28 protein-coding genes and 1 pseudogene are annotated in these 24163 nt (G+C 72.1%); 14 read left to right on the top strand and 15 right to left on the bottom strand.

Annotation, left to right across the window (positions count from 1 at the left end):
* Nucleotides 1-5 precede the first annotated feature (5 nt).
* The 8 genes from KK483_RS16115 to KK483_RS16085 all read right to left on the bottom strand — a co-directional run bounded on the left by KK483_RS16115 (nt 6) and on the right by KK483_RS16085 (nt 6105).
* On the bottom strand, nt 6-1067 hold the full coding sequence (locus KK483_RS16115; RefSeq protein ID WP_313879191.1) for a S1C family serine protease: 1062 nt from the start codon (nt 1065-1067) through the stop codon (nt 6-8).
* Nucleotides 1068-1223: 156 nt separating this feature from the next.
* Complete coding sequence (locus KK483_RS16110) at nt 1224-1511, bottom strand: DUF1416 domain-containing protein (protein ID WP_242338202.1); 288 nt, start codon at nt 1509-1511, stop codon at nt 1224-1226.
* A 43-nt stretch (nt 1512-1554) separates the two neighbouring features.
* Entirely contained in the window at nt 1555-2400 is an 846-nt protein-coding gene (locus KK483_RS16105; RefSeq protein WP_262005930.1) for a sulfurtransferase, read from the bottom strand.
* A gap of 152 nt (nt 2401-2552) precedes the next feature.
* Nucleotides 2553-2660, bottom strand: coding sequence for a putative leader peptide (locus tag KK483_RS35515; RefSeq protein ID WP_360444406.1), 108 nt, complete (start codon nt 2658-2660; stop codon nt 2553-2555).
* Between the two features lie 244 nt (nt 2661-2904).
* Entirely contained in the window at nt 2905-3651 is a 747-nt protein-coding gene (locus KK483_RS16100) for a DUF2993 domain-containing protein (RefSeq protein ID WP_262005929.1), read from the bottom strand.
* Between the two features lie 95 nt (nt 3652-3746).
* The gene (locus tag KK483_RS16095; RefSeq protein ID WP_262005928.1) at nt 3747-4931 is read right to left on the bottom strand and encodes a hypothetical protein; all 1185 of its coding nucleotides are present in this window, start codon (nt 4929-4931) and stop codon (nt 3747-3749) included.
* Between the two features lie 10 nt (nt 4932-4941).
* Nucleotides 4942-5196, bottom strand: coding sequence for a MoaD/ThiS family protein (locus KK483_RS16090; RefSeq protein WP_262005927.1), 255 nt, complete (start codon nt 5194-5196; stop codon nt 4942-4944).
* 42 nt (nt 5197-5238) lie between these two features.
* Nucleotides 5239-6105 (bottom strand): alpha/beta hydrolase, encoded by an 867-nt coding sequence (locus KK483_RS16085; RefSeq protein WP_262005926.1) that lies wholly within the window; start codon nt 6103-6105, stop codon nt 5239-5241.
* Between the two features lie 272 nt (nt 6106-6377).
* Between KK483_RS16085 and KK483_RS16080 the strand changes: the two genes are divergently transcribed.
* From KK483_RS16080 to KK483_RS16070, 3 genes and pseudogenes are all read left to right on the top strand, one after another.
* Nucleotides 6378-7181: a response regulator transcription factor gene (locus tag KK483_RS16080; protein WP_262005925.1), complete on the top strand. Its 804-nt coding sequence runs from the start codon at nt 6378-6380 to the stop codon at nt 7179-7181.
* Nucleotides 7182-7204: 23 nt separating this feature from the next.
* On the top strand, nt 7205-8227 hold the full coding sequence (locus KK483_RS16075) for a LacI family DNA-binding transcriptional regulator (protein ID WP_262005924.1): 1023 nt from the start codon (nt 7205-7207) through the stop codon (nt 8225-8227).
* Between the two features lie 42 nt (nt 8228-8269).
* A pseudogene (locus KK483_RS16070) lies at nt 8270-8521 on the top strand (DUF3099 domain-containing protein); the annotation flags it as partial.
* Between the two features lie 92 nt (nt 8522-8613).
* On the opposite strand, the gene KK483_RS16065 reads toward KK483_RS16070, so the two are convergent.
* A complete protein-coding gene (locus tag KK483_RS16065) occupies nt 8614-8976 on the bottom strand; it encodes a DsrE family protein (protein ID WP_262005923.1) in 363 nt (120 codons plus the stop codon).
* Between the two features lie 108 nt (nt 8977-9084).
* Between KK483_RS16065 and KK483_RS16060 the strand changes: the two genes are divergently transcribed.
* The 6 genes from KK483_RS16060 to KK483_RS16035 all read left to right on the top strand — a co-directional run bounded on the left by KK483_RS16060 (nt 9085) and on the right by KK483_RS16035 (nt 13989).
* Entirely contained in the window at nt 9085-9951 is an 867-nt protein-coding gene (locus tag KK483_RS16060) for a hypothetical protein (protein ID WP_262005922.1), read from the top strand.
* The gene (locus tag KK483_RS16055; RefSeq protein WP_262005921.1) at nt 9948-10811 is read left to right on the top strand and encodes a hypothetical protein; all 864 of its coding nucleotides are present in this window, start codon (nt 9948-9950) and stop codon (nt 10809-10811) included. Before KK483_RS16060 ends, KK483_RS16055 begins: the two co-directional genes overlap by 4 nt.
* Complete coding sequence (locus KK483_RS16050) at nt 10808-11686, top strand: hypothetical protein (RefSeq protein WP_262005920.1); 879 nt, start codon at nt 10808-10810, stop codon at nt 11684-11686. The genes KK483_RS16055 and KK483_RS16050 overlap by 4 nt, the downstream gene beginning before the upstream one ends.
* A gap of 253 nt (nt 11687-11939) precedes the next feature.
* Nucleotides 11940-12512, top strand: coding sequence for an FABP family protein (locus KK483_RS16045; RefSeq protein ID WP_262005919.1), 573 nt, complete (start codon nt 11940-11942; stop codon nt 12510-12512).
* A 19-nt stretch (nt 12513-12531) separates the two neighbouring features.
* Nucleotides 12532-12969 (top strand): Fur family transcriptional regulator, encoded by a 438-nt coding sequence (locus tag KK483_RS16040; RefSeq protein ID WP_262005918.1) that lies wholly within the window; start codon nt 12532-12534, stop codon nt 12967-12969.
* Between the two features lie 9 nt (nt 12970-12978).
* Nucleotides 12979-13989 (top strand): folate-binding protein YgfZ, encoded by a 1011-nt coding sequence (locus KK483_RS16035; RefSeq protein WP_262005917.1) that lies wholly within the window; start codon nt 12979-12981, stop codon nt 13987-13989.
* A 117-nt stretch (nt 13990-14106) separates the two neighbouring features.
* Here the strand turns inward: KK483_RS16035 and dtd are convergent, their stop codons facing one another.
* Nucleotides 14107-14532: a D-aminoacyl-tRNA deacylase gene (gene dtd / locus KK483_RS16030; protein ID WP_262005916.1), complete on the bottom strand. Its 426-nt coding sequence runs from the start codon at nt 14530-14532 to the stop codon at nt 14107-14109.
* Nucleotides 14533-14724: 192 nt separating this feature from the next.
* Here dtd and KK483_RS16025 point away from each other — a divergent pair, with 192 nt between their 5' ends.
* A complete protein-coding gene (locus KK483_RS16025) occupies nt 14725-15420 on the top strand; it encodes an AmfC protein (protein WP_262005915.1) in 696 nt (231 codons plus the stop codon).
* Nucleotides 15421-15471: 51 nt separating this feature from the next.
* The gene (locus KK483_RS16020; protein WP_262005914.1) at nt 15472-16728 is read left to right on the top strand and encodes a GNAT family N-acetyltransferase; all 1257 of its coding nucleotides are present in this window, start codon (nt 15472-15474) and stop codon (nt 16726-16728) included.
* A 54-nt stretch (nt 16729-16782) separates the two neighbouring features.
* On the opposite strand, the gene KK483_RS16015 is transcribed toward KK483_RS16020, so the two are convergent.
* Nucleotides 16783-16950 carry a hypothetical protein gene (locus KK483_RS16015; RefSeq protein ID WP_262005913.1) on the bottom strand — a complete coding sequence of 56 codons (168 nt, stop codon included), beginning with the start codon at nt 16948-16950 and terminating at the stop codon, nt 16783-16785.
* 217 nt (nt 16951-17167) lie between these two features.
* Here KK483_RS16015 and KK483_RS16010 point away from each other — a divergent pair, with 217 nt between their 5' ends.
* The 3 genes from KK483_RS16010 to KK483_RS16000 all read left to right on the top strand — a co-directional run bounded on the left by KK483_RS16010 (nt 17168) and on the right by KK483_RS16000 (nt 20038).
* On the top strand, nt 17168-18028 hold the full coding sequence (locus tag KK483_RS16010; protein ID WP_262009529.1) for a GntR family transcriptional regulator: 861 nt from the start codon (nt 17168-17170) through the stop codon (nt 18026-18028).
* Nucleotides 17977-18798 carry an HAD family hydrolase gene (locus KK483_RS16005; RefSeq protein WP_262005912.1) on the top strand — a complete coding sequence of 274 codons (822 nt, stop codon included), beginning with the start codon at nt 17977-17979 and terminating at the stop codon, nt 18796-18798. The genes KK483_RS16010 and KK483_RS16005 overlap by 52 nt, the downstream gene beginning before the upstream one ends.
* Before the next feature lie 94 nt (nt 18799-18892).
* A complete protein-coding gene (locus tag KK483_RS16000) occupies nt 18893-20038 on the top strand; it encodes an aminoglycoside phosphotransferase family protein (protein ID WP_262005911.1) in 1146 nt (381 codons plus the stop codon).
* A 9-nt stretch (nt 20039-20047) separates the two neighbouring features.
* On the opposite strand, the gene KK483_RS15995 is transcribed toward KK483_RS16000, so the two are convergent.
* The 4 genes from KK483_RS15995 to KK483_RS15980 form a co-directional block, all read right to left on the bottom strand.
* Entirely contained in the window at nt 20048-20677 is a 630-nt protein-coding gene (locus tag KK483_RS15995; protein WP_262005910.1) for a dihydrofolate reductase family protein, read from the bottom strand.
* A gap of 65 nt (nt 20678-20742) precedes the next feature.
* On the bottom strand, nt 20743-22164 hold the full coding sequence (locus KK483_RS15990; protein WP_399016078.1) for an MFS transporter: 1422 nt from the start codon (nt 22162-22164) through the stop codon (nt 20743-20745).
* Between the two features lie 315 nt (nt 22165-22479).
* A complete protein-coding gene (locus KK483_RS15985) occupies nt 22480-22965 on the bottom strand; it encodes a MarR family winged helix-turn-helix transcriptional regulator (protein WP_262005909.1) in 486 nt (161 codons plus the stop codon).
* 186 nt (nt 22966-23151) lie between these two features.
* Nucleotides 23152-24156 (bottom strand): SDR family NAD(P)-dependent oxidoreductase, encoded by a 1005-nt coding sequence (locus tag KK483_RS15980; protein WP_262005908.1) that lies wholly within the window; start codon nt 24154-24156, stop codon nt 23152-23154.
* Between the last annotated feature and the right edge of the window lie 7 nt (nt 24157-24163).

The following is a 24163-nucleotide window of genomic DNA, read 5'->3' as shown; positions in this document are numbered from 1 at the left end:
CGCGCTCAGGCGTCGCCGCCCGAGCGGAGGCTGTTCAGGTCCGCCTTGACGGTGTTGACCGGGATGGCGAAGCCCAGGCCGACGCTGCCGGCGGTGGAGCCGCTCGTGGAACTCGGCGAGTACATGGCCGAGTTGATGCCGATGATCTCGCCGTTCATGTTGATCAGCGCACCGCCGGAGTTGCCGGGGTTGAGCGAGGCGTCGGTCTGGATGGCCTTGTACGTGGTCTTGGAGTCGCCGGTGTCGCCGTTGAACTGCCGGCCGCCGAACTCGAAGGGCCAGCCCTGCCGCGGGTCCAGTTGCCGCTGGTCCTGGCCCTCGTCCTTGGCGACGGTGACATCGCGATCGAGTGCGGAGACGATTCCGCTGGTCACGGTGCCGGTGAGGCCCTCGGGGGAGCCGATCGCGACGACCTCGTCGCCGACCTTGAGGCCGTCGGAGTCGCCGAGCGTCGCGGCCGTGAGCCCCTTGGCGCCGTTCAGCTTGATGAGGGCGAGGTCCTTGCCGGGGTCGGTGCCGACGACCTCGGCCGTGTACGTCCTGCCGTTGCTGAGGCGGACCTTGACGGTGTCGGCGCCGGAGATGACGTGGTTGTTGGTGACGATCTCGCCGTCGGACGTGATGATCACGCCGGAGCCGGTGGACTGGCCGGAGGTGGTGCTCGCGTTGATCTCCACGATGCTGGGGGAGACGGCCTGGGCGACGCCGGCGACGGTGCCCTTGCTGCTCTGGGAGACCGTGGTGCCCGTGACGCCGGTGCCGGTGGCGCCGCCGTCACCGCCGGCGAACCGCTCCACGAGCGTGGCCGCACCGCCGCCGACGGCCGCGGCGACGATCGCGACGGCGGCGAGCAGCGCGACGGGCCGCTTGGCGCGGGGCGTGGGTGCGGGTGCGGGTGCGGGTGCGGGTGCGGGTGCGTGCGCGGGTGCCGCGTGCGCGGGGGACGTGGGCGTGTATGCGGGCGGCGGCGGGTAGCCGCCGTCGCCGCCGAACCCCGGGTACGGGTACTGCTGCGGATGCGTGCTCTGCCTGCTCTCGTCGCCCTCGGCGCGGTAGTGGTCCGTCATGGTGCTGACTCTCGGGCCCGTAGATGAGAGCACCCTGAGGACGGACTGAGAAGCCCGACAGAACCGCGTATGCCCGATATAAAGCCGAAGGGCCGCACCCCGCTCCAGTGGCGTCCAACCCCTGGGGTGCGGCCCTCCGGCCGGTCGAGCGCGCCGTCAGACGGCGATGGCCACCTCGGAGAGGCCACCGGTCCGGGCGACGACCGTGCGGTCCGCCGTGGCGCCGGGGACGAGGGCGCGGACGGTCCAGGTGCCCTCGGCCGCGTAGAAGCGGAACTGTCCGGTCGCCGAGGTCGGGACCTCGGCGGTGAACTCGCCGGTCGAGTCCAGCAGGCGCACGTAACCGGTGACGGGCTCGCCGTCGCGGGTCACCTGGCCCTGGATGGTGGTCTCACCGGGCTTGATCGTCGAGGCGTCGGGGCCGCCGGCCTTCGCTCCACACATGCTCTTCTGTCCTTACGGTCGGGGGAGGCTGAATGCCTGGGGCTTACTTGTTCGCGCCGAGCTCGATCGGCACGCCGACGAGGGAGCCGTACTCGGTCCACGAGCCGTCGTAGTTCTTGACGTTCTGGACGCCGAGCAGCTCGTGCAGGACGAACCAGGTCAGCGCGGAGCGCTCACCGATGCGGCAGTAGGCGATGGTGTCCGTCGCCAGGTCGACCTGCTCCTCGGCGTAGAGCTCCTTGAGCTCGTCGTCCGACTTGAAGGTGCCGTCGTCGTTGGCGTTCTTGGACCAGGGGATGTTGCGGGCGCTCGGCACGTGGCCGGGGCGCTGCGACTGCTCCTGCGGCAGGTGGGCCGGGGCGAGCAGCTTGCCGCTGAACTCGTCGGGCGAGCGGACGTCGACCAGGTTCTGGCTGCCGATGGCGGCGACCACGTCGTCGCGGAAGGCGCGGATCGAGGTGTCCTGGGCCTTGGCCTGGTACTCGGTGGCCGGGCGCTGCGGGACGTCGGCGCCGTCGACCAGGTCGCGGGAGTCGAGCTCCCACTTCTTGCGGCCGCCGTCGAGGAGCTTGACGCTGTCGTGGCCGTAGAGCTTGAAGTACCAGTAGGCGTAGGAAGCGAACCAGTTGTTGTTGCCGCCGTAGAGGACGACCGTGTCGTCGTTCGCGATCCCCTTCCCGGACAGCAGCTTCTCGAAGCCTGCCTGGTCCACGAAGTCACGGCGGACCGGGTCCTGGAGGTCCTTCTTCCAGTCGATCCGGACGGCGTTCTTGATGTGGTTCTTGTCGTAGGCCGAGGTGTCCTCGTCGACCTCGACGACGACGACCTTCGGGTCGTCCAGGTGGGCCTCGACCCAGTCGGCGTCTACCAGGACGTCGCTGCGGCTCATGCTGTTCTCCTCCGGGGCAGTGTGCGGCGGGTGATACGCGGGAGATCGGTGCGCGGGCGGGTGCGGGTACGCCGGAGCGGCGCAGGGGCACGCGGGTGGCCCTGGCCGGAGCGGCTCAGAGGGCCTGGGGATACGGAAGTCGCGGCTTCCGCTCAGATGGTGCGACAGAGCATGGCGGCGACGCGGCACAGGTCTACTGCCCGCCGCTTCGTGAGGTCCGCCTGTCCCCGCGGACGGAGACCGCTCGAAAATCGCTGCATGCGGTCGATCGTAGGGACGACGGGGCGGCCGTGTCACCGGCGTGTCGAATGATGAGACGCGATCGTCCGAATGGCGGTACGGCGATCGATGCCGTGGCGACCGCGCCGCCGTGCGGAGCGCATTGCGCGGCCCGGCATCTACGGACCGGACATGCCCGTCTCACGATCCGATCGCCTGGGCGCGCGCCCCCCGCCTTGCCCCCTGCCCCTCCCTGCCCCGGCCGGAGTCGGGTCGGTGGGGCGGTCAGCCCGCCAGGGAGACGTTCGTGCCCACGCCCGAGAAGAGGAGGCCGGTCCCGTCCGTGGTGACCTTGTCGAGCTTGATCGTCCTCGGGAGGCCGTCGATCTCGAGGTCGTAGTCGACGGCCTCGCGCAGCTTGCGGTCCAGGCCGGGGACCGGGAGCTCGGGCAGCTCCGCGGCGCGCAGGCGCACGGTGTCGCCGTTGGCGATCGACACCGTGCTGTACGTCGTGAGCGTGCGGCCCTCCAGCATCGCCTCGGCGAAGCCGGGTATGGCCAGGCCCGCGCCCTGGAGCAGCTCCGTGGCGGGGCCCTCCACCTTGACCTGGCCCTTGGCGGCGCGCTCCGGGCCCGCGTACGAAACCGTCGCGCCCTTCGGCGCCGACTTGCCGAGGTCCGCGTAGGAGATACGGGCGGAGCCCGTGGCGCGGTCGGCGACGGCGGAGGTGAGGCCGTTGAGCCGGACACCGGTCAGCTCGGCCGAGACCTCGGTCACCTCGACCTCGTGGCCGCCCGCGGTGGCCTGCACACCGCCCAAGCGCAGCTCGACATCGTCCAGCTCGGAGCTGACCATCTGGGTCAGGAAGGGGAAGCCGTTGATCGACACCTCGGGCTCCGTGCTCAGCCCCTGGCTGCTCCGGACCTTGGCCGCGACCTCGCTCTCCGCGAACCCGACCGCGAGGCGGTCGGCGATGGCGAAGAGCCCGCCCAGGATCACGGCGGTGATCAGCAGTACTCGCAGTGCGCGCATGACTCGGTGTGCCCCCACCCCTGTCCTGGCCCGCCGGGGTTCCGACCGGTCCGAATGATCGACGTCCGGGCGCACCGTAATGGTTCCCGACAGGTTCAGACCAGGGCGCGGCCCAGCAGGTAGACGATGGGCGCCGCCGCGGTGAGCGGCAGCGCCACCCCGGCGGTCATGTGGACGAAGCGCGACGGGTAGTCGTAGCTGGCCACCCGCAGTCCGACGAGGGCGCACACGCCCGCCCCGAGGCCGAGCAGCGCGCCGCCGCCCGAACCCGTGCCGGTGAACCCGGCGGCCGCGATACCGGCGCCCGCGGCGGCCAGCAGCGCCACGACCACCGACGCGGCGCCCGGCAGCGGCAGCGCGCGGGCGACGGTGGCGGCGGCGACCGCGAGGCCGCCGACGACCACGGCGTCCGGCTCGGCCGCGAGATACCCGGCCGCGAGGATGGTGAGCGCGGCGGAGGCGACGGTGGCCATCAGGCCCTGCATCCGCTCGTCGGCCCCGGCGCGGCTGCGCAGCTGGAGCACCAGTGTCAGCAGCACCCACACACCGAGCGTGCCGATGATCGCGGCGGGCGCGTGCTCCCGGCCCGCCGCCACGAGGACGACGTCGGCCGCGACGCCGCCCGCGAAGGCGAGGGCGATGCCCTGGCGGGCCGGCCACATGCCGTTCAGCCGGAACCAGCCGGCGGCGGTGACCGCCTGGAGCAGGACCAGCGGCACGAGCAGGACGTACGGCGAAGCGGCGGCCCCGGCCGCCGCGAGCAGCAGGCCGAGCACGGCGGTCAGCCCGGCGGGCTGGATCCCGGGCGGGATGATCGGCGAGCTCCCGCCCGTCTCCCGGCCACCACCCCTCAACGAGGCGCTGCGCGCCGCCCCTGCCTGATTGGCACGGGCCCGCTGGGCGTCGGTGACCCGCGTGTTGCCCAGGGTGGTGGGCGCGCTGTACGCGGGCCCCGCGGTCGAGGCGGTGGCGGCGGTGGCGGCCCCCGCCCGGGCGGGGGCCTGGGCCCCGTACGCCCCGGGCACGGCCTGGGTCTCGGGCGGCAGTGGGTACGGCCCGGATGCGGCGACCGGCGGAAGGTACGCGGTGTCCGCCGCCCCCGTCGGGTACGGGGCGGCAGGCTGCGGGGGCTGCTGCGGGGACTGCACGGGCCCGCCCTGCTGGACCGTCGGCTGGTACTGGGTGTCCCAGGTCTGCCCCTCCCACGTCTGCGTGACGTGGGGATCGGGCTGGTAGCTCTGCCCGTAAGGGTCGTACGGGTACTGCTGATCGCTGCTCATGCTGTGCGGTTCACCCTCCTGCGAACGGCGGGAGCACCTCGACCGTGCCGCCCTCGGCAAGCCGTACGGTCTCATGTCCGCGGGTCCCGACGGGATCACCGTCGACGAGGAACGAGCACCGCTGGAGCACCCGGACGAGCTCGCCGGGGTGCCGCTCGCGGGCGGCGTCCAGCGCCTCGGCCAGGTTCTCCGCGGCGTACGGCTCCTCGGGCACGCCCGCGGCCGCCTTCGCCGCGGCCCAGTAGCGGATGGTCCCCGCTGCCATGGCGGCACTCCTCTCGTCGGCTCGTCGCGTACCCATGATGGGCTATGCCCCGACGAGCCAGTCCGCGAGGCGCCCCAGGAGCGCGTCGTCCGCCGCGTTCTCGGCGTGGCCCATGCCCGGCTCCAGCCAGAGCTCGCAGGGCCCCGCCGCGGCGAGCATCCGCGGGTGGTCGAGCGGGAAGTACGGATCGCGGTCGCCGTGCACGACCAGCAGTGGCGCCGGGGCGATGAGCGGCACGGACTCGACCGGGGAGAGGGGGACGGGGTCCCAGTCCCGGTGATGGATCCGCGTTCCGAAGCCGTACCGGCCGACCAGTCGCCCGAACGGCCGGGTGACGACCCAGTGCAGCCGCCGCATCGGGGCCGTACCGCGGTAGTACCAGCGGGCGGGAGCGCTGACGGCGGCGACGGCATCGGTGTGCGCGCCGTCCGCTCTGTTCGACCTGTCAGGCGTGTCCGGCGTGTCCGGCGTGTCCGGCCCCTCCGGCTCCTCCGGCCCGTACAGCGCCGCGTGCCGCAGCACCACCGAACCGCCCATCGAGAAGCCGACCGTGACCACGCGGCCGTACCCCAGCGAGCGCGCCCAGGCCACCGCCGCGGCCAGATCCAGCACCTCGCGGTCGCCCACCGTCGACCGTCCTCCGGACCTGCCGTGACCCCGGAAGGAGAAGGTGACGACCCCCGCACGACGTGCGAAGACGCCGGCCGCGCGCCGCACCGCCGGCCGGTCGACCGAGCCGGTGAAACCGTGCGCGACGACGATCGCCGTATCGGACTCGTGTGCCGTGCACGGCTCGTGCAGGGCCTCGATCCGGATACCGTCGGAGGTACGGAGGGTTACTCGCCGAGGTCCTCGGGTGATCGGGAAAACATCCACACTGTGAAACCGGCCCTCCGCCTTCGCGCTCATGTGGGCTATTCTGCTGACAGAGGATCCGGGCGACGCAGCCCCCGGGTCCTTTTGTGTTTCCTGTCCGTTGTTACAGGCAGGTGAACGAGACGATCGACGCGGTCGCGGACCCCGGGGCGCGGGGTCCCTGACCGGGCAAGAAGCCAGTGCCGTAAACGTCCTCGCAGGGACCGAGGAGGAACCGACGTTATGGGCGAGCGAAACGTGCACGACCGAAAGACGACGACCCGCGTGCGTACGGCGGGAACGGCGGCCCGGGCAGGTGGGACGCGATGAGCTCTCTGCTGCTCCTGACGAACGCCCTCCAGCCGTCGACGGAGGTGCTCCCGGCTCTCGGCCTGCTGCTCCACAACGTCCGGGTCGCCCCTGCCGAGGGCCCGGCGCTGGTCGACACCCCCGGTGCCGACGTGATCCTGGTCGACGGCCGGCGCGACCTCCCGCAGGTGCGCAGCCTCTGCCAGCTGCTCCGCTCCACCGGCCCCGGCTGTCCGCTGCTCCTCGTCGTCACGGAGGGCGGCCTCGCGGCCGTCACCGCCGACTGGGGCATCGACGACGTGCTGCTGGACACGGCGGGCCCGGCCGAGGTGGAGGCCCGGCTGCGGCTGGCCATGGGCCGCCAGCAGATCTCCGCCGACGACTCCCCGATGGAGATCCGCAGCGGCGATCTGTCGGTCGACGAGGCGACGTACAGCGCGAAGCTGAAGGGTCGGGTCCTGGACCTGACCTTCAAGGAGTTCGAGCTGCTGAAGTACCTGGCGCAGCACCCCGGCCGGGTCTTCACCCGGGCCCAGCTCCTCCAGGAGGTGTGGGGCTACGACTACTTCGGTGGTACGCGCACGGTGGACGTGCACGTACGGCGGCTGCGCGCGAAGCTCGGCCCCGAGCACGAGTCGCTGATCGGGACCGTACGGAACGTCGGCTACCGCTTCGTCACGCCGGAGAAGGTGGAGCGCGCGGCGGAGGAGGCCAAGGCGAAGGCCGCCGAGCAGGCCCGGGCGAAGGCCGCGGCCGCGGTCACCCGAGCGGGGGACATGACCGAAGAGCACGAAGCGGCTGTACGGCCTGCCCAGCGGTAGGTCACCCCGCGTAGACTTCGCGCGTGGCCAAGGTGACGCGGGACGACGTGGCACGACTGGCGGGTACTTCCACCGCCGTCGTCAGCTACGTCATCAACAACGGACCCAGGCCGGTCGCCCCGGCCACGCGCGAGCGGGTACTCGCCGCCATCAAGGAGCTGGGCTACCGGCCCGACCGCGTTGCGCAGGCGATGGCCTCGCGGCGCACGGACCTCATAGGCATGATCGTGCCGGACGCCCGGCAGCCCTTCTTCGCCGAGATGGCGCACGCGGTGGAACGGGCCGCGGCCGACCGCGGAAAGATGGTCCTCGTCGGCAACTCGGACTACCGCGACGAGCGCGAGGTCCACTATCTGCGCGCCTTCCTCGGCATGCGGGTCGCCGGGCTGATCCTCGTCAGCCAGGGCCCGAGCGAGCGCGCCGCGCAGGAGATCGAGGCGTGGGACGCCCGGGTCGTGCTGCTGCACGAGCGGCCCGAGGCCATCGACGACGTCGCGGTCGTGACCGACGACATCGGCGGCGCGCAGCTCGCGACCCGGCACCTGCTGGAGCACGGGCATCCGTACGTGGCCTGTCTCGGCGGCGTGGAGAACACCCCGGCGGTCGGCGACCCCGTGGCCGACCACGTCGAGGGCTGGCGGCGGGCGATGCTGGAATCGGGGCGGCCGGTGGAGGGCCGGCTCTTCCAGGCCCCGTACAACCGCTACGACGCCTATCTCGTCGCCCTGAAGATCCTCTCCGGCCCCGACCGGCCGCCGGCCATCTTCTGCGCCACGGACGACCAGGCGATCGGCGTGCTGCGGGCGGCCCGCGAGCTGCGCATCGACGTGCCGGGCGAGCTGGCGGTGGCGGGCTTCGACGACGTCAAGGAGGCGGGGCTCACCGATCCGCCGCTGACGACGATCGCCTCCGACCGCCCGGCGATGGCCCGCGCCGCGGTGGATCTGGTGCTGGACGACGGCCTGCGGGTGGTCGGCTCACGCCGCGAGCGGGTGAAGCAGTTCCCCTCGGCCCTCATCGTCCGCAGGTCCTGCGGCTGCGGCTGAGGACTTCTGCGCCCGGCCGCCGTCCCGCCGTACGCTGAATACATGTACGCCCGGCGTCGTCACGTCTACTTCCTGATGATGGGCGGATGCCTCGTCCTCTTCGTGTCCGCCTGGGCCTTCGTGCGGCTCTGGTCGGTGCCCGCCGCGATCGCGATGTGCTTCGTGGCGATGGTGATCCCGCCGGTCGCGGCGATGGTGGCGAACCGGCGGGGGCCCGAGGACCGCTGGTGGGACGACCCGTCAGGTGATCCGGAGTCCGACCAGTGGTGGGACGAGCTCGACGGCAAGAAGCGGCGCGCCGACGAGCACCGGGACTACCCCGACGGCAAGAAGCGGCGCCCCGACGAGCACCGGGACTACCCCGACGAGCACCGGGACTAGTAGACCTAGTAGACGAGGGCCTGGGTGCCCTCGGTCATCGCCTCGCTGACGAAGACCTGCGCGCCCGCGATCCGGACGCCCTCGATCACGTCCTTCTCCGTGATCTCGCGCCGCGCCGCGCACTGGGTGCAGAGCGTGATCCGCCCGACCGCCTGGATCGACTCGATCAGGTCCGGCAGCGGCGCGGCGTGCGGCAGCTCGAACTCGGCCGCCCGGCCGGGCAGCGCGAACCACGAGGACTCACCGGTCAGCCAGAGCGAGACCTCCACGCCGCTGGCCGCCGCGACGGCGGCGACCGTGAACGCCTGGGAGCAGCGCTCGGGGGCGTCGGCCCCGGCGGTCACCTTGATCACGAGCTTCTTCGCCATATGCCGAACTGTAATGCGCGGCGGTACAACCCCGGCCCCGGGGCGCGGGTCGGTTGAGTGTGCGCGGACAACGGAATCCGTGCCTCCAGGTCTCGTGGGGGGACCCCTTTGGACACGCAGGACATCGATACGCAGGAACCGGAGCAGCGGGAGCAGCCGCCAGAGCAGCCGGCGCAGCGGCCGGAGCCGGCACCGGAGCAGCCAGAGCAGCGGGAGCAGCCGCCGGAGCCGGCAGCGGAAGCGCCCGTACGCCCGCGCCGCCGCGGGCGTACCGCGCTGATCATCGCGGCCGCCGCCGTCATCGGCATCGTCGGCGGTACGGCCGTCGGCTACGGCATCCAGGCCGAGCGCCAGCCCACACCGCTGCCCGCACTCTCCCAGGCGGGACTCTCGTACCCGGCGAAGCCGCTTCCGGAGAGCAAGCGCCCGGCGCCGCTCTCCGCCGCGGAGGACCACAAGGTCAAGACGGACGGCGATCTGCGCAAGCTGCTGGTGGCGAAGCCGTCGGGCGCCCGCAAGGCGCGCGACGAGTGGCTGGTCGACGGCTGGACGGACACCCGGTCCTACGCACTCGGCTTCGACAGCGAGGACTTCATGTTCGAAAACCTCGTCGAGGCCGACATCCGAAGGGTCGCCTCGGCCGCCTGGGAGCAGAGCCAGTACAGGGTGACGACCGTCCAGCTCGTCCAGTTCCGCTCGGCCAAGGCCGCCATGGAGCACGCCCAGGGCCAGCAGGACTACATGCCCGACGAGGAGGAGGGGGCGGGCAACGAGGGCGACGCGCTGAAGGGCAGCGGGAACGGCCGCTACTACCTCTACGACGTGGAGGAGAAGGCGGGATACCTGCCGCTGTACGTGGCGCGGGCCATCGTCCAGCGCGGCGACATCATGGTCGACATCCACATGATCGACACCAAGCGCATCAGCAAGAACGACATCCGCACCGTGGCCGAGCGACAGCTGGAGCGCCTGTGAACGAGGACCAGACTTCCCTGGAGCCGCCCGCCGCGCAGCTCCCCGATCCGGTGGCGGGGCCCGCGAACGAACCCGAAAGCGCGAACGAGCCCGCACGCAGGCCCGCACGCGCCCGCCGGATCCTCGCCGCAGCGCTCCCTTCCGTGCTCGTCCTCGGTGCCGTCGCCGGAGGTCTCACGTACACGGGGCTCGCCGTCGATCGCGCGGACCGCACCGCCCCCACCACCGTGTGGGGCCCGACCGACGGCGACTCGGGCACGGACCCGGCGGCCGGCGTGCTGCGCGGCCGGGCCTCGACGCCGCTCAGCAAGCTGCTGCTCCCGGTGCCGGCCGGCTACCGCCTCGGGCCGGACATCGAGTCGTACGGAAACGACGGCGAGATCGGCGGCGGGAAGGCCGCCGCCCTTCTCAAGGAGCGAGGCCGCGGCCTCTCCGGCAAGCAGCGCCGCGACTACGAGAAGCGGATCGACAAGCTGGGCGTCCAGGGCATCGCCCTGCGCTCGTTCGCCTCGGAGGCGAACGACCTCGTCGTCGAGGTGCAGATCCAGCAGATGAAGGACAAGAAGCGGATCCACGATCTGTACGAGGTCACGACGGAGCTGTCCGAGCTGCTGGAGTTCCGCAAGGGCCCGACGATCAAGGGCCACAAGAAGGCGGCCTGCTACCTGATGCCTCAGCCGGAGAGGGAGGAGGACGAGGACGGCAAGGCCGGCCTCGAATCGATGACGTGCTCGGCGTACGACTCCGAACTGCTCGTGACCGTCACCGCGTACGGCACCACGCCGTTCGACAAGTCCGCCGTCGCCGAGCTGGTGAAGAAGCAGCTCGACCACATCGCGTCCCCGGGGGAGTACGTATGACCGAGCCGACCACGGACACGGCACCCACGCCCGTGTCCCCCACGCCCGTGTCCCCCGTGCCCCCGATGCCGCAGCACCCGCCGGCTGCGCCCGCCGTACCTGCGCCGCCCGCTCCCGTACGGGACCGCCGGGTGCTGCGGGCCGTGGCCCGCTGGACCGTGGCCGTGCTGGTGTGCGGCGGCCTCGGTGCCGGCACCGCGCTCGGCATCACGTCCATGGAGCGAACGGACGTACCGGGCCTGGCCACCGAGAACGACGGCCGCTGGGACTATCCGAAGCTGTCGCTGCCCGCGCTCCCCAAGGACACCCCGCGGCCCTTTTCCGGGGGCAGCCCGGAGGAGATCCACCACACCGACCTGCGGAAGCTTCTGCTTCCCGCGCCCGCGGGCGCCACGGTGGACAAGAAGCTCACCGGTGGTTGGGCGACGCCGCAGCAGTACTCCGCCGAGTACGGGAAGGAAAAGCGCGCGGAGCTGGAGCTCGCCCTCAAGGACTACGGTCTCCGGCACATCGCGGCCCGCGGCTGGACGATGCCGGACGGCACGACGTCACGGGTGTATCTGCTCCGGTTCGACTCGGTCGGTACGGCGGAAGCGTTCAAGGACGACGAGATCGGCATCGGCGCGCAGCCCGGAGTCCCGCTGGAGGGGACGGACACGCTCGCGCTCGATTCCGCCTGGAGCAGCACGGGCCAGGCCCCTTTCACCTCCACGTACGTTTTCGCGGAGTCCGCTCCCGTCGGCGCGGAGCAGACCCGTCAGGCGTACGTCATCGCCGGCGACACGCTCGCGCTGATCGTCCAGTCGCGCAAGGGGGAAGCCGCCGCTGTCCCCTTCCACCAGACGGTCGCCCTTCAGAACCAGCTGCTGGGCTGAGAGCGCACGGTAAGGGCCTCGTCAGAGGCCCTCTCCGCGAGGGCCGGACCCGAGCCCACTAAGCTGGGGTCCGGCCCGTTCTGCTTCACCGCTCAGTCAAGGAGCACCTCGTGATTCTGTTCTTCGAGATCCTGCTGGTCCTCGTCTGCGTCGGCGTGCTCGCCTTCACCGGCCTGGCCGTGAAGAAGCTGTACCAGGGCCAGCGCTGAACCCCCCCTGTCCACGTAGATCCAGTAGATCGCCAGAGCCACTCATGATCGAGATCCCCTCCGACCTCAACCCCGACCTCGTCCCCCTCGCGTTCCTCCTCGGCACGTGGGAAGGCGCCGGTGTCTCCGACTTCCCGGGCGCCGAGAAGTGCAACTTCGGGCAGTCGGTGACGTTCAGCCACGACGGCCGGGACTTCATCGAGTACGTGTCGCACACCTGGGTGCTGGACTCCGAGGGCCGCAAGGTCAGGCCGCTCGAGTCCGAGTCCGGCTACTGGCGGATCGACAAGGACCGCAAGGTCGAGGTCGTCATGGTCCGCGACCAGGGCGTCGTGGAGATCTGGTACGGCGAGCTCGCCGACCAGAAGCCGCAGATCGACCTGGCGACGGACGCCGTCGCCCGCACCGCGGCCGCCGGCCCGTACAGCGGCGGCAAGCGCCTGTACGGCTATGTGAAGAGCGACCTGATGTGGGTGGGCGAGAAGGCCACCCCCGAGGTGCCGCTGCGGCCCTACATGTCGGCGCACCTGAAGAAGGTCGTCACGCCCGAGCAGGTCGAGGCGTGGGCCAAGGATCTGGGCGATCTTCCGGACGACGGCATCGCCTTCTTCAAGTAGGTCTTCCTACACTGGTCGGGTGGTGAGCACCGACTGGAAGAGCGATCTGCGGCAGCGCGGCTACCGGCTGACCCCGCAGCGCCAGCTTGTCCTCGAAGCCGTCGACACCCTGGAGCACGCGACCCCCGACGACATCCTCGTCGAGGTGCGCAGGACCGCCTCCGGGGTGAACATCTCCACGGTCTACCGGACGCTGGAGCTGCTGGAGGAGCTGGGCCTGGTCTCGCACGCGCATCTTGGGCACGGGGCGCCGACGTACCACCTGGCCGACCGGCACCATCACATGCACCTGGTCTGCCGGGACTGTACGAACGTGATCGAGGCGGACGTCGCGGTCGCCGCCGAGTTCATCGCGAAGCTCCGCGAGACCTACGGGTTCGACACCGACATGAAGCATTTCGCGATCTTCGGGCGGTGCGCCGACTGCGCAGTGAAGGCGGCTGCTGACCAGTCGTAGGCTGTGCGTATGCAGCGACATTCAACGATCAGCCCTCTGCTGTCCCTGCCCGGCGCCGTCCCCGCCGAAGGGCGCGACGAAGGTGTCGCCGCACACTACGGCGATCTGTTCCGCGAGCAGCGCACCCTCGCGGACGGCGGCGGTTTCGTCGACCTCTCGCACCGCGGCGTGGTGACCGTGTCCGGCGGTGACCGGCTGAGCTGGCTGCATCTGCTGCTCACCCAGCACGTCAGCGACCTCCCGGCGGGGCAGGCCACCGAGGCACTGGTCCTGTCCGCGCACGGCCATATCGAGCACGCGCTGTCCCTCGTGGACGACGGCGAGACCGTGTGGGCGCATGTCGAGCCCGGGACGCAGGAGGCGCTGATCGCGTACCTGGAGTCGATGAAGTTCTTCTACCGGGTGGAGGTCGCCGACCGGACGGACGACTTCGCCGTGGTGCATCTGCCCGCCGGTTCGATCGCCGAGGCGCCGGAGGGCGTGGTCGTTCGGGAGACCCCGCAGGGCCGCGACCTGTTCCTGCCGCGGGACGGCCTGGAGGCGTACGCCGCGGCCAACGGCCCCGCGATAGGCGTGCTGGCGTACGAGGCGCTGAGGGTCGAGGCGCACCGCCCGCGGCTCGGCTTCGAGACCGACCACCGGACGATCCCGCACGAGATCGGGCTGATCGGCACCGCCGTGCACCTCCAGAAGGGCTGCTACCGGGGCCAGGAGACCGTGGCGCGCGTCCACAACCTGGGGAAGCCGCCGCGCCGGCTGGTCTTCCTGCACCTGGACGGCAGCGAGGTGCACCTGCCCGGGCACGGTACGCCGGTACGGCTCGCGGCTGGGGGCACCTCCCAGGCCGAAGGCTCTGGGGGAGGGGAGGAGGGGCGTCAGCTGGGCTTCATCACCACCTCGGCCCGCCACTACGAGCTGGGCCCGATCGCGCTGGCGCTGGTGAAGCGGAACGTGCCGGTCGACGCCAAGTTGCTGGCCGGCGGCACGGCGGCGGCCCAGGAGACGGTCGTCGAGCCGTAGGCCGTGTCCTCCCGGGGCGGCGGAGCCCCTCGGAGGCACCGACCTCCGAGGCGCTACACCTCCCCAGGTGCCGCACTGCCGCAGTGCCGCATCTTCAGGTGCCGCCCCTCCGCGGTGCTACACCTCCAGCAGCACCGTGAACGGGCCGTCGTTCGTGAGCGACACCCGCATCATCGCCCCGAACCGGCCCGTCTCCACACGCGCCCCCAGCCCCCGCAGCTGCGCCACCACCTCGTCGACGAGCGGCTCGGCGACCTCGCCGGGTGCCGCGGCGTGCCAGGTGGGACGGCGGCCCTTGCGGGCGTCCCCGTAGAGGGTGAACTGCGAGATCACCAGCAGCGGCGCGTTCACGTCCGAGCAGGACTTCTCGCCGTCCAGGATCCGCAGCGACCAGAGCTTGCGGGCGAGCTGCGCCGCCTTCTCCGGTGTGTCCCCGTGGGTGGCCCCCACCAGCACACACAGCCCCTCGCCGACGATCTCGCCCACCGTCTCGCCGGCCACCGCGACACTCGCGCCGTCGACCCGCTGTACCACTGCTCGCATACGGACCAACCTATCCGGGAGCCGACCGGCACCCGTCGGGCGGCCGATCGCGGGGCCATCCGGGGCTGAACGGGTGGAGAGGGCCTGCGCCCGAACCGTCCGTAATGGCACGATGCACCGAGACGGTGCATCCCCTCGGCCCTCCGGGCCTCCGGGAGACCCCATGCACCGGTCGAGGGGACTGATTCACGCATGACCACACCTGGCGCCGGGCAGCCGTCCGGTCCCGTACCCACGACGACCACGTGCAGCGGCTCGGGCGCCATGCGGCCGCCCCAGCAGCGCACCTCGGACTCGTCGGCCTTGCTGGCCTCGTCGGCCTCGCAAGCCTCGCCGTACGCGCTGTCCGAGCCCCGTGTCCACGATCTCGCCGCCCTCGGGCTGCCCGAGCTGCGCGCGCTGCGCCGCGAGGCGCAGCGGGACGAGGCGGACCTCAGCTATGTGCGGCGGCTGCTGCACGGCCGCATCGACATCCTGCGCGCGGAGCTGGCCCGGCGCACGGACCCGCCGGCCCTGCCGGCGCCGTCCGTCGCCGCGCCCGCGGCGGGCCGGCTCGGGCCTGACGCCGCGGTGGTCGACCGGCTTTCGGCCATCCTCGCGGACCCGCCGTCGCGGCGCGGCAGCTCGGCCCGCCATGTGACGCTGTCCACCCCGCGGGGCGAGGAGTACGGGCGGCTCGCCGCGCAGATGCTCGCCGAGGTGGAGCTCTCCGACCTGGACGCACGCACGGACGACGAGCTGCGCGCGGCGATGGGGCGGCTCGCGCGCTACGAGCAGCAGGTGTCGCGGCAGCGCGCGCAGCTCCAGCGGACGGCCGACGGCTGCAGTGCAGAGATCGCCCGCAGATACCGCGAAGGGGAAGCGCAAGTGGACGATCTTCTGACCTGAAGCGCCACCGCCCCGGGCGGGTCGGTGAGGACACCCCCTAGCGTGGACGGTATGAGCCGTGACGATGTCGAGGTGCGTACCGTCACCGCGGCCGAGGGCCGCGACTGGCTGCGGGCCCTGGCCACCGGGTTTCTGCAGCCGCCTGTCGTCGAGGAGTCCGAGGCGGCCGACCGGCTCGCCCATATGGACCTCGGCCGGGTGCGCGGGGGCTTCGCGGGGGACGGGCGGTGCGTGGCGACGTACCGCTCCTTCAGCCAGCAACTGACCGTGGTCGGCGGCGCGTTCGTCACGGCGAACGCCGTCGCACAGGTCACCGTCGCACCGACGCACCGCCGCCGGGGCATCCTCACCCGGATGATCACCGACGATCTCGCGGCGGCGAAGGAGCGCGGGGACACCGCGGCGACGCTGCTCCCGGCCGAGTACGCGATCTACGGGCGCTTCGGGTTCGGCCCGGCCACCTCGTGCACCGAATGGGAGATCGACGTCACCCGCAGCGGCCTCGACCCCCGTCGGTCGGGCCCGGCCGACGGCGGCAGGGTGGACCTGGCCGACGCCGAGGACGTCCGCAAGGTCGGCCCTGAACTGCACGAACGCTTCCGCGCACGGCAGCACGGCGCGATCGACCGGGACGAGCGGTGGTGGAGCCTCCACACCGGCGCGGTGCGGCTGCCCTCACAGCCGTGGACCGAGCCGTACCACGCGGTGTACCGCTCGGCGGCGGGCGAGGTGGAGGGCCTGATCACGTACACCGCGGAGTCCCACTGGACCGACGGCGGCCAGCCCGCGGACACGGCGAGGGTCCAGAGTCTGATCGCGGTCTCCCCGGCGGCCGAGCGAGCCCTGTGGCAGTTCGTCTGCTCGATCGACTGGATCACCAGGGTCCGGTCGGGCGGCCGCGCCCCCGACGATCTGCTCCCGCTGCTCCTGCCGGACCCGCGCGCCGCCCGGACCGTGTCGCACACGGACTTCCTGTGGGTGCGGCTGCTGGACGTCGTGCGGGCCCTCCAGTCGCGCACGTACGAGGCGTCGGGTTCGCTGGTGCTCGACGTACGGGACGAGGCGGGCCTCGCGGGCGGCCGCTTCCGGCTGGACGCGACGCCCGAGGGCGCCTGGTGCGTACCGACGACGGAGGAGCCCGATCTGGTCATGGGGGCGGGCGAGTTGGGGCGGCTCTACCTCGGGGACGAGTCGGTCCTGCGGCTGGTGGCCCTGGGGTGCCTCGACGAGGAGCGGCAGGGCGCGGCGGCGCGCGCGGACGGGGTGTTCCGCGCGCGGCGGCGGCCCTGGTGCCCGGACATGTTCTGACGGCCGGAGACGGTTTCCTCGGCGACGGCCTGAGGGGCGGTAGGTGTCCTTCGCTCATCCCGAGGCGGAGTGGAGCAGCAGCGCCAGCATGATGCTGCCCGCTCCCGCGGCGGTGGCGTTCCTGGCTCGCAGGCCGAAGCTCAGCAGTCCGAGGCTGATCGCGCCCATGAGACCGAAGCGCCAGTGGATGAACTCTTCGACGGCGAAGGTGAGGAGCGGCATGGCGGAATCCCTCCTTGGGGTGGGGAGGAGCGCATGAACGGGGGCGGCTGATCAGCCAACTGTGATCGCTGTCGGCCTACTTCGACCAAGTTCCGAAAGTTGTCGCCAACTACTGGAGTTGTCCCCACTTGGCGGTGGACAATAACCTTGCCTCCAACAACTCCCCACAATTGGAAGAGAGTTGTAGCGTCGAGTGGTGACTCAGGAGAACGGCGCGATGAACGGACGAAGGCTGACCCACCAGGACATCGCCGATGCCCTGCGGGGGCGTATCCACGGCGGAGAGCTCCGGCCCGGCGCCCCGATACCCACCCAGTCCCAGCTCGTCGCGGAGTTCGGCGTCGAGCGGGGCGCCGTCCGCCGGGCCCTCGAACTCCTCCACGACGAGGGTTTGCTCACCGGGGCCACCCGGGGCGCCCCGCCCCGTGTCGTCGACCCGTCGGAGCGAGAGGCGGTCGCCGACGACGAACCCCAGCCGACGATGGTTGCGCTCGCGGCCCGGATGGCGCGGGCGTTCGCCGTCCCGGACGTGCGCATCGACTCCCTCGGACTGACCTCCGAGACCCTGATGCTCGCGCTCTCGGAGCCACTGCGGCGGATCCACGAGGGCCGGATCCGCCCCGGGTCCGTCACGGCCCGGATCCTGCTGCCCGCGAGCTCCATCAACCTCGCCTTCCCCAGCCCGGTCGACGCGCAGCCCGACGACCACGCGGTCCACGACCGGTGGCTCGCCCAGCGCAACGCCCAGGGGCAGGTCCTGCGCCACAGCCTCCAGGCCCTGCACGCCAGCCACGGGATCGACGTCCGCATCTCGTTCCGCGCGCTGCCCCTGACCCCGCCGGTCAAGCTGTACGTGCTCAACGGCACCGAGGCGCTCTTCGGGTACTACAAGGTCACCAGGCGGGAGGAGGAGATCAACTCCACACCCGTGGAGATGTACGACGCGCTCGGCACCGAGTCGCTCCTGTTCCCCTTCCGGGCCGGCAGCGGGCCGCGCGACGCGGCTTTCGTGGAACAGGCGCAGCAATGGTTCGACGCACTCTGGAACACCATCGCCTCGGACCTGACACTCTCCTAGTGACCACGGAACAGGCGGAACAAGCGAAACAAGCGGAACTGGCGAAACAAGCGAAACAGGCGGCACACACGGTGGCCGAGAGCATCGAGGATCTGATCAGCGGCGCGGAGTACGTCCTCTTCGACTTCGACGGCCCCATCTGCCATCTCTTCGCGCGCCATCCCCCGCGCACCGTCGCCGCCGGCCTGGTGGAGTGGCTGCGGGCGCGCGGGGCCGCGGTGCGGCTGGCCGAGGACGAGGCGGGAGATCCGCACGCCGTGCTGCGTGCCGTGAGCCGGGACCATCCGGGCAGCGGACTCGTCGGGGAGCTGGAGGCGGAGCTCACCCGCGAGGAGCTCCAGGCCACACGGACCTCCTGGCCCACCGCGTACGCGGATCCGCTGATACGGACCTGGAGCGCGATCGGGGTGGGCCTCGCCGTCGCCACGAACAACTCCCCGCGGGTGGCGGAGGAGTACCTCACCGGCCGCGGGCTGCGTGAGTGCTTCGCCCCGCACATCCACGGCCGCACCGGCGACCCCCGCCTCCTGAAGCCCGACCCGGACTGCGTCCGCCGGGCCCTGGACTCCCTCGGCGCGGACCCCGCCGCGTCGCTGATGATCGGTGACACCCCGGCCGACCTGTACGCGGCCCGCGAGGCGGGCGTCCGCTTCCTCGGGTACGGCCGCGGCGAGCACCGCACCGCACGGCTGTGGAAGGCGGGTGCGCCGATGGTCGTGGAGTCGCTGGAGCCCCTGCTTCAGGCCGTACGGACGCTGGGGCGGCCTTGAGACCTGCCGCACCCCGCGCACATCCCCCGGACCGGCAAGAGGCGGCCCGGCGATGCCTGGCCGGCCGCCACCGTGGGAAGCGCTAGGGTGCACCATGGTCGCCGAACCGGTGTCCGCGACGCGTCGCCCTGCCCCCGCCGACGAGTTGCACGTAGACCCGCACTGCATCAAGGGGCCCTTCCGCGGCTCCCATCACGAGACGTACTTCTTCCCGGTGGTGTCCCCCGAGACGGGCCTGCCGGTACCGGTGAAGTGCCGTGAGCCCAGGGCCGGGCTCCTCTGGTTCGACCGCCGGTGCTTCAAGTCCGAGGAGGGCCTCGTCCAGGCCCTCAGAGGGCGCATCAGCAGCCTTCCGGGGATCGTCCTCCAGACCGGCGGCGTCTCGCTTCAGCGCTTCGTCGAAGGTGCCACGCTCGGCGAGGCGTTCGGGCACGCGGGCCCGCTCCCCGCGGACGTCGTCCGTCAGTTGATGCGGCTGGTGAGCGAACTGGCGGCCGTCCGCGCCGGCAACCTCGCGGCCGACCGTACCTGCGAATCGGCCGACCGCCCCCACGACGGCGACACCCAGGGCTTCCTGGAGCGTCTGGTCCTCTTCGTCGAAGAGCGCGTCCTGCGCGAGAACTCCGCCGAGTACGGCGAGATCTTCACCGAACTCGGCATCACCGATGCCGCACTGCACCACCTGAGGCGGCGCGTCTCCGGGCTGACCCGGCGGCCGTTCTGCCTGCTCCACGGCGATCTGCACCGGGAGAACCTCATCCTGGACGGACACGGCAAGGTGTGGACGATCGACTGGGAGCTGGCCATGGTCGGCGATCCCCTCTACGACCTGGCCACCCATCTCCACCTCATGCGCTACCCCGCCGCCCAGGCCGCCGAGGTCACCCGTGCCTGGGCGGCCGCCGTGGAGGAGGCGCTGCCCGGAGGCTCCGCCGGCTGGTACGAGGACCTGGACCGGCTGCTGGACTTCAAGCGGGCCCAGTCCGTCTTCACCGACACCATCCGCTCGGCCCTCACCCTCGCCGCCGCCGCCGAACCGGACCGGCCGCTGCTGGACCGTACGGCGGCCCGGCTGCACGACGTGCTGGCGGCGGCCGCGAGACCCCTGGGGCTTGCGGCGGTGCCGAGCGCGTGGGAGATCGGGAACGCCCTGACCGCCTGGCACAAGCGGTCAGGGGCCGAGGCCGTCCCCGCCGTCCCCGCCGCCCCGTCCGTCCCCGCCGGGGCTTCCGGGCGCTGAAGGGGCGCACTACGCCGTCGGGGGCTTGACGAGGCGGTACTTCAGATGCGTCGCGTTCGGCGTGCGGACCACCCTGAGCGGCTCCAACTCCTGGTGGAGCACGCCCAGGTGGTCGAAGAGGCGCAGGCCCTCGCCGAAGAGGACCGGGAGCACATGGAGCTGGAGCTCGTCCAGCAGCCCCGCGCGGAGGAACTGCTGCACGGTGGCGGCGCCGCCCGCGATGTCGACGTTACGGGTGCCGGCGGCGGCCCTGGCCTGGTCGAGGGCGCTGTGGATGCCGTCGGTGACGAAGGTGTAGGTGGTGCCGCCCTGCTTCACCTCGACCGGACGGGGGCGGTGGGTCAGGATGAACACCGGGGTGCGGAAGGGCGGGTTGTCGCCCCAGTACTTCTCACCCGAGTCGAACATCGTCCGGCCCATGACCACCGCGCCCGTCGCGTCGAACCACTCGCCGACGAGCTCGGAGTCGCGGTTGTGCGCACCGCCGGACAGCCCCTGGCGCTCGCGCCAGCTGGCCAGCTCCGCCATCCAGGCGTGGAGGGCCTCGCCGCCGTCGCCGCCGGGGTTGCCGACGCCGGCGTTGGGGCCGGCGATGAAGCCGTCGAGCGACATCATCAGATCCGCGGTCACGTTCGTCATGGCGTCTCCTGTTCCTGCCTGTTCCTGCCTCGTGCGGGCTGCTCGTCCCGCGTTGCTCTTCCTGCCTATTGCGTCGAACGGGAGACGCCGCTTTCGACACGGCGGGCCGTACGAGGACGACGAGAGCGACGGGGCCGACGAGGGTGACGGGGGCGACGAGGACGCAGTACGGCGTACGCGACCACGAACGCGGCGCCGATGAGCCCGGCCCCGGTGGCGAAGGCGAGGTGGTAGCCGCTGGTCAGCGCCTCGGCCTGGCCGGCGCCCGCCGCGAGCCTGCTTCCGGTGCGGGAGGCGGCGAGGGTGGAGAGCACCGCGGCGCCGACGGCCATGCCGATCTGTGCGGTGGTGTTGAAGACACCGGATGCGAGTCCGGCGTCCTCCTCGCTCGCGCCGGACATGCCGAGGGAGGTCAGCGCGGGCAGGGCGAGGCCGAAACCGGCGGCGAGCAGCATCACCGGCAGCAGGTCGACGGCGTAGTTCGCGTCTACGGGCAGTCGGGTCAGGAGCCCGAGGAGCGCGCCCAGGAGCAGCAGTCCGGTGAGCAGGACCGCGCGCTCGCCGAAGCGGGCGATCAGCCGGGCGGAGACGCCGAGGGACACCACACCGATCACGGCCGCCGCCGGCAGCATGGCGAGCCCGGTTTCGAGGGCGCCGTATCCGCGGACCCGCTGGAGGTAGAGCGCGACGAGCAGCTGGAACGAGAAGAGGGCGGCCACCATCAGCAGCTGGACGAGGTTCGCGCCCGAGGCGCCGCGCGAGCGGAGGAGCCGCAGGGGCATCAGCGGGGTGCGGGCGGTGGCCTGGCGGGCGGTGAACGCGGCGAGCAGGACGAGGGCGAGGGCGCCCCGGCCGAGGGTGTGCGGTGAGGCCCAGCCGTACTCCTCCGCCTTGACGACGGTGTGGATCCCGAGCATCAGCCCGGCGGTGACGAGCAGCGCACCGATGAGGTCGGCTCCCGCCCGCAGGCCGAGCCCGCGGTCGCCGGGGAGGACGGGCACGCCGACCGCGAGAGCCGCGAGGCCGATCGGCAGGTTGATGAAGAAGATCCAGTGCCAGTCGAGCGCGTCGGTGAGCACGCCGCCGAGCACCTGGCCCAGCGACGCCCCGGCGGCGCCGGTGAAACTGAAGACGGCGATCGCCTTGGCGCGCTCCCCGGGCTCCGTGAAGAGGGTGACGAGGATGCCGAGGCCGACCGCCGAGGCCATCGCGCTGCCGACGCCCTGGAGGAAGCGGGCGGCCAGCAGCACGCCCGGGGTGGTGGCGATGCCCGCGAGCAGCGAGGCCGCGGTGAAGACGGCGGTGCCGCCCAGGAACATCCGCTTGCGGCCGATGAGATCGCCGAGACGCCCGGCGAGCAGCAGCAGACTGCCGAAGGCGATCAGATAGGCGTTGACCACCCAGCTGAGGGCGGCGGGGGAGAAACGCAGGTCGTCCTGGATGGCGGGCAGGGCCACCGTCACGATGCTGCCGTCCAGGATCGTCATGAGCGTGGCGGTGGCGATGGTGGCGAGGGCGAGCCATCGGGACGGCCGTCGGGGGGATGTGCTGGTGGCGGTGGCCGCGGTGGCCGCGGTGGCCGGGGTGGCTGGGGTGGCCAGGGTGGGCGGTGTGGCCGGGACGGTCTGGGCGGCGGGTGGTGCGGCAGAGGCGAAGGAGTCGCGGGACACGGAGCTCTCCTGTCGGACCGCAGGGGCCGGGACAGCATGACAGAGAGACCGTAACAGATGGTTTTGTTGCAGACTATCTTTCTCGGATTTATCGATGCCTGTGGGGACGTTCACCGACGCCCGGGGCCCGGATCATCCGCGCTGCCGCGCCCGCCGGGCCGGCCGCGCACTCTCGGCCGGGGTCGCCAGGGCCTCGCCCGCCAGCTGGCGCAGGGCCCGCAGCAGCGTTTCCCTGTCCCCCTCCGCGAGCGTGGCCAGCGCCTCCGCGTGGACGCGGTCGACGATCCGCCGGCTCCGCTCCGCGGCCCGGGCGCCCTCCTCGGTCACGGCGATGATCCGCGCCCGCCGATCCCGGCGGGACGGTCGCCGCTCGGCGAGCCCGGCCTCTTCGAGCGCGTCCACCGTCACCACCATCGTGGTCTTGTCCATGTCCCCGATCTCCGCGAGCTGCGCCTGTGTGCGCTCCTCCTCCAGTGCGTGCACGAGGACGCAGTGCATCCGCGCGGTCAGTCCGATCTCGCCGAGCGCGGCCGCCATCTGGGTGCGCAGCACGTGGCTGGTGTGGTCGAGCAGGAAGGACAGGTCGGGGGAGGTGCGGGCGGGTGTCATGGCGGTCATGGTGCCAGCGTAACAATTCGATCCGTGACGGATTATCCGGAAGCGGACTTACTGGCGCCGCTCCCAGGCTGCCGAGGCCCCCGTCCCCGGCCCCGTTCCCGGTCTCGGCCCCGTCCCCGACCCCCTCACCCCGTCCTCGGCCCCTGTCACCGGCCCTGCATCCGGGCCCTGCATCCGGGCCCCGGGTCAGGGCGCCTTCGCGAAGGCGTCCACCCCGGTCAGCTCCGCCGACAGCCGCCACAGGCGCGCCGCCGCCTCGGGGTCGGTCGCGTACGTCCGTACGCCGTCACCGAGCTGCCCCATGGCGGCCGGGCCCTCGTCCCTCGGCTCCGCGATGTCGCAGTCCTCGCAGTACACGCCGCCCGCGCCCGCGAGCTGCGGGGAGGTCGCGGCCCAGACCTGCGTCGCCGCGCCCTGCTCGGGGGTCTTGAAACCGCGGTCCGTCGGGTTGCCGTCCTCGTCGATCCAGCCGGCGGCGATCATCTCCTCCTTGGCGAGATGGCAGGCCAGCTCGGTCATGATCTCGCCGGGGTGGTTCGCGAACGCCCGTACGCCGAAGTCCCGGCCGAGCGCGTCGAGCCGGACGGCGAAGAGGACGTTCGCCGTCTTCGCCTGCCCGTACGCCTGCCACTTGTCGTAGCCGCGTTCGAAGTGGGGGTCGTCCCAGCGGATGTCCGAGAGCTGGTGGCCCCGGGAGGACACCGAGACGACGCGTGCTCCCTCGCGCGCCCCTTCGCGCCGGTCGCGAGGTGCGAGCGCCGGCCAGAGCCGGTTGACCAGGGCGTAGTGGCCGAGGTGGTTGGTCGCGAACTGCGCCTCCCAGCCCGGTCCGACGCGGGTCTCGGGCGCGGCCATGATCCCGGCGTTGTTGATCATGAGGTCGATGGGCCGGCCGGAGGCCACGAACCGGTCCGCGAAGGCGCGGACGCTGTCGAGGTCGGCCAGGTCGAGCTCGTCGACCTCCACACTGCCCAGGCCCGCGACCGCCTCCTCGGCGACCGCGCGGCGCCGGGCCGGCACGACGACATGGGCGCCGGCGCCGGCCAGCGCACGCGTCGTCTCCCGTCCCAGGCCGGAGTAGCCGCCGGTGACGATCGCGAGCTTGCCGGTGAGGTCGATCCCGTGCAGGACGTCCTGAGTGGTGCTGCGTGCTCCGAAGCCAGAGCCGATCTTGTGCTGTGGAGTCGTCATGTTTCGA

The organism is Streptomyces sp. FIT100, assembly GCF_024584805.1.
Lineage (GTDB): Bacteria > Actinomycetota > Actinomycetes > Streptomycetales > Streptomycetaceae > Streptomyces.
Note: the sequence above shows the minus strand (reverse complement) of the source record. Positions and strands in the feature narration are given on the sequence as shown.

Excerpts from the sequence above, each read along its gene's own strand:
- KK483_RS16005 (WP_262005912.1), top strand. The coding sequence starts at position 17,977 with ATGGTTCGACGCACTCTGGAACACCATCGCCTCGGACCTGACACTCTC.
- KK483_RS35515 (WP_360444406.1), bottom strand. The coding sequence starts at position 2,660 with ATGCAGCGATTTTCGAGCGGTCTCCGTCCGCGGGGACAGGCGGACCTC.
- KK483_RS16000 (WP_262005911.1), top strand. The coding sequence starts at position 18,893 with ATGGTCGCCGAACCGGTGTCCGCGACGCGTCGCCCTGCCCCCGCCGAC.
- KK483_RS16105 (WP_262005930.1), bottom strand. The coding sequence starts at position 2,400 with ATGAGCCGCAGCGACGTCCTGGTAGACGCCGACTGGGTCGAGGCCCAC.
- KK483_RS16115 (WP_313879191.1), bottom strand. The coding sequence starts at position 1,067 with ATGACGGACCACTACCGCGCCGAGGGCGACGAGAGCAGGCAGAGCACG.
- KK483_RS16015 (WP_262005913.1), bottom strand. The coding sequence starts at position 16,950 with ATGCCGCTCCTCACCTTCGCCGTCGAAGAGTTCATCCACTGGCGCTTC.
- KK483_RS16085 (WP_262005926.1), bottom strand. The coding sequence starts at position 6,105 with ATGAGCGCGAAGGCGGAGGGCCGGTTTCACAGTGTGGATGTTTTCCCG.
- KK483_RS16100 (WP_262005929.1), bottom strand. The coding sequence starts at position 3,651 with ATGCGCGCACTGCGAGTACTGCTGATCACCGCCGTGATCCTGGGCGGG.
- KK483_RS15985 (WP_262005909.1), bottom strand. The coding sequence starts at position 22,965 with ATGACCGCCATGACACCCGCCCGCACCTCCCCCGACCTGTCCTTCCTG.
- KK483_RS16095 (WP_262005928.1), bottom strand. The coding sequence starts at position 4,931 with ATGAGCAGCGATCAGCAGTACCCGTACGACCCTTACGGGCAGAGCTAC.
- KK483_RS16050 (WP_262005920.1), top strand. The coding sequence starts at position 10,808 with ATGACCGAGCCGACCACGGACACGGCACCCACGCCCGTGTCCCCCACG.
- KK483_RS15990 (WP_399016078.1), bottom strand. The coding sequence starts at position 22,164 with ATGACGATCCTGGACGGCAGCATCGTGACGGTGGCCCTGCCCGCCATC.
- KK483_RS15995 (WP_262005910.1), bottom strand. The coding sequence starts at position 20,677 with ATGACGAACGTGACCGCGGATCTGATGATGTCGCTCGACGGCTTCATC.
- KK483_RS16065 (WP_262005923.1), bottom strand. The coding sequence starts at position 8,976 with ATGGCGAAGAAGCTCGTGATCAAGGTGACCGCCGGGGCCGACGCCCCC.
- KK483_RS16020 (WP_262005914.1), top strand. The coding sequence starts at position 15,472 with ATGAGCCGTGACGATGTCGAGGTGCGTACCGTCACCGCGGCCGAGGGC.
- KK483_RS16035 (WP_262005917.1), top strand. The coding sequence starts at position 12,979 with ATGCAGCGACATTCAACGATCAGCCCTCTGCTGTCCCTGCCCGGCGCC.
- KK483_RS16010 (WP_262009529.1), top strand. The coding sequence starts at position 17,168 with ATGAACGGACGAAGGCTGACCCACCAGGACATCGCCGATGCCCTGCGG.
- KK483_RS16045 (WP_262005919.1), top strand. The coding sequence starts at position 11,940 with ATGATCGAGATCCCCTCCGACCTCAACCCCGACCTCGTCCCCCTCGCG.
- KK483_RS16090 (WP_262005927.1), bottom strand. The coding sequence starts at position 5,196 with ATGGCAGCGGGGACCATCCGCTACTGGGCCGCGGCGAAGGCGGCCGCG.
- KK483_RS16025 (WP_262005915.1), top strand. The coding sequence starts at position 14,725 with ATGACCACACCTGGCGCCGGGCAGCCGTCCGGTCCCGTACCCACGACG.
- KK483_RS15980 (WP_262005908.1), bottom strand. The coding sequence starts at position 24,156 with ATGACGACTCCACAGCACAAGATCGGCTCTGGCTTCGGAGCACGCAGC.
- KK483_RS16110 (WP_242338202.1), bottom strand. The coding sequence starts at position 1,511 with ATGTGTGGAGCGAAGGCCGGCGGCCCCGACGCCTCGACGATCAAGCCC.
- KK483_RS16080 (WP_262005925.1), top strand. The coding sequence starts at position 6,378 with ATGAGCTCTCTGCTGCTCCTGACGAACGCCCTCCAGCCGTCGACGGAG.
- dtd (WP_262005916.1), bottom strand. The coding sequence starts at position 14,532 with ATGCGAGCAGTGGTACAGCGGGTCGACGGCGCGAGTGTCGCGGTGGCC.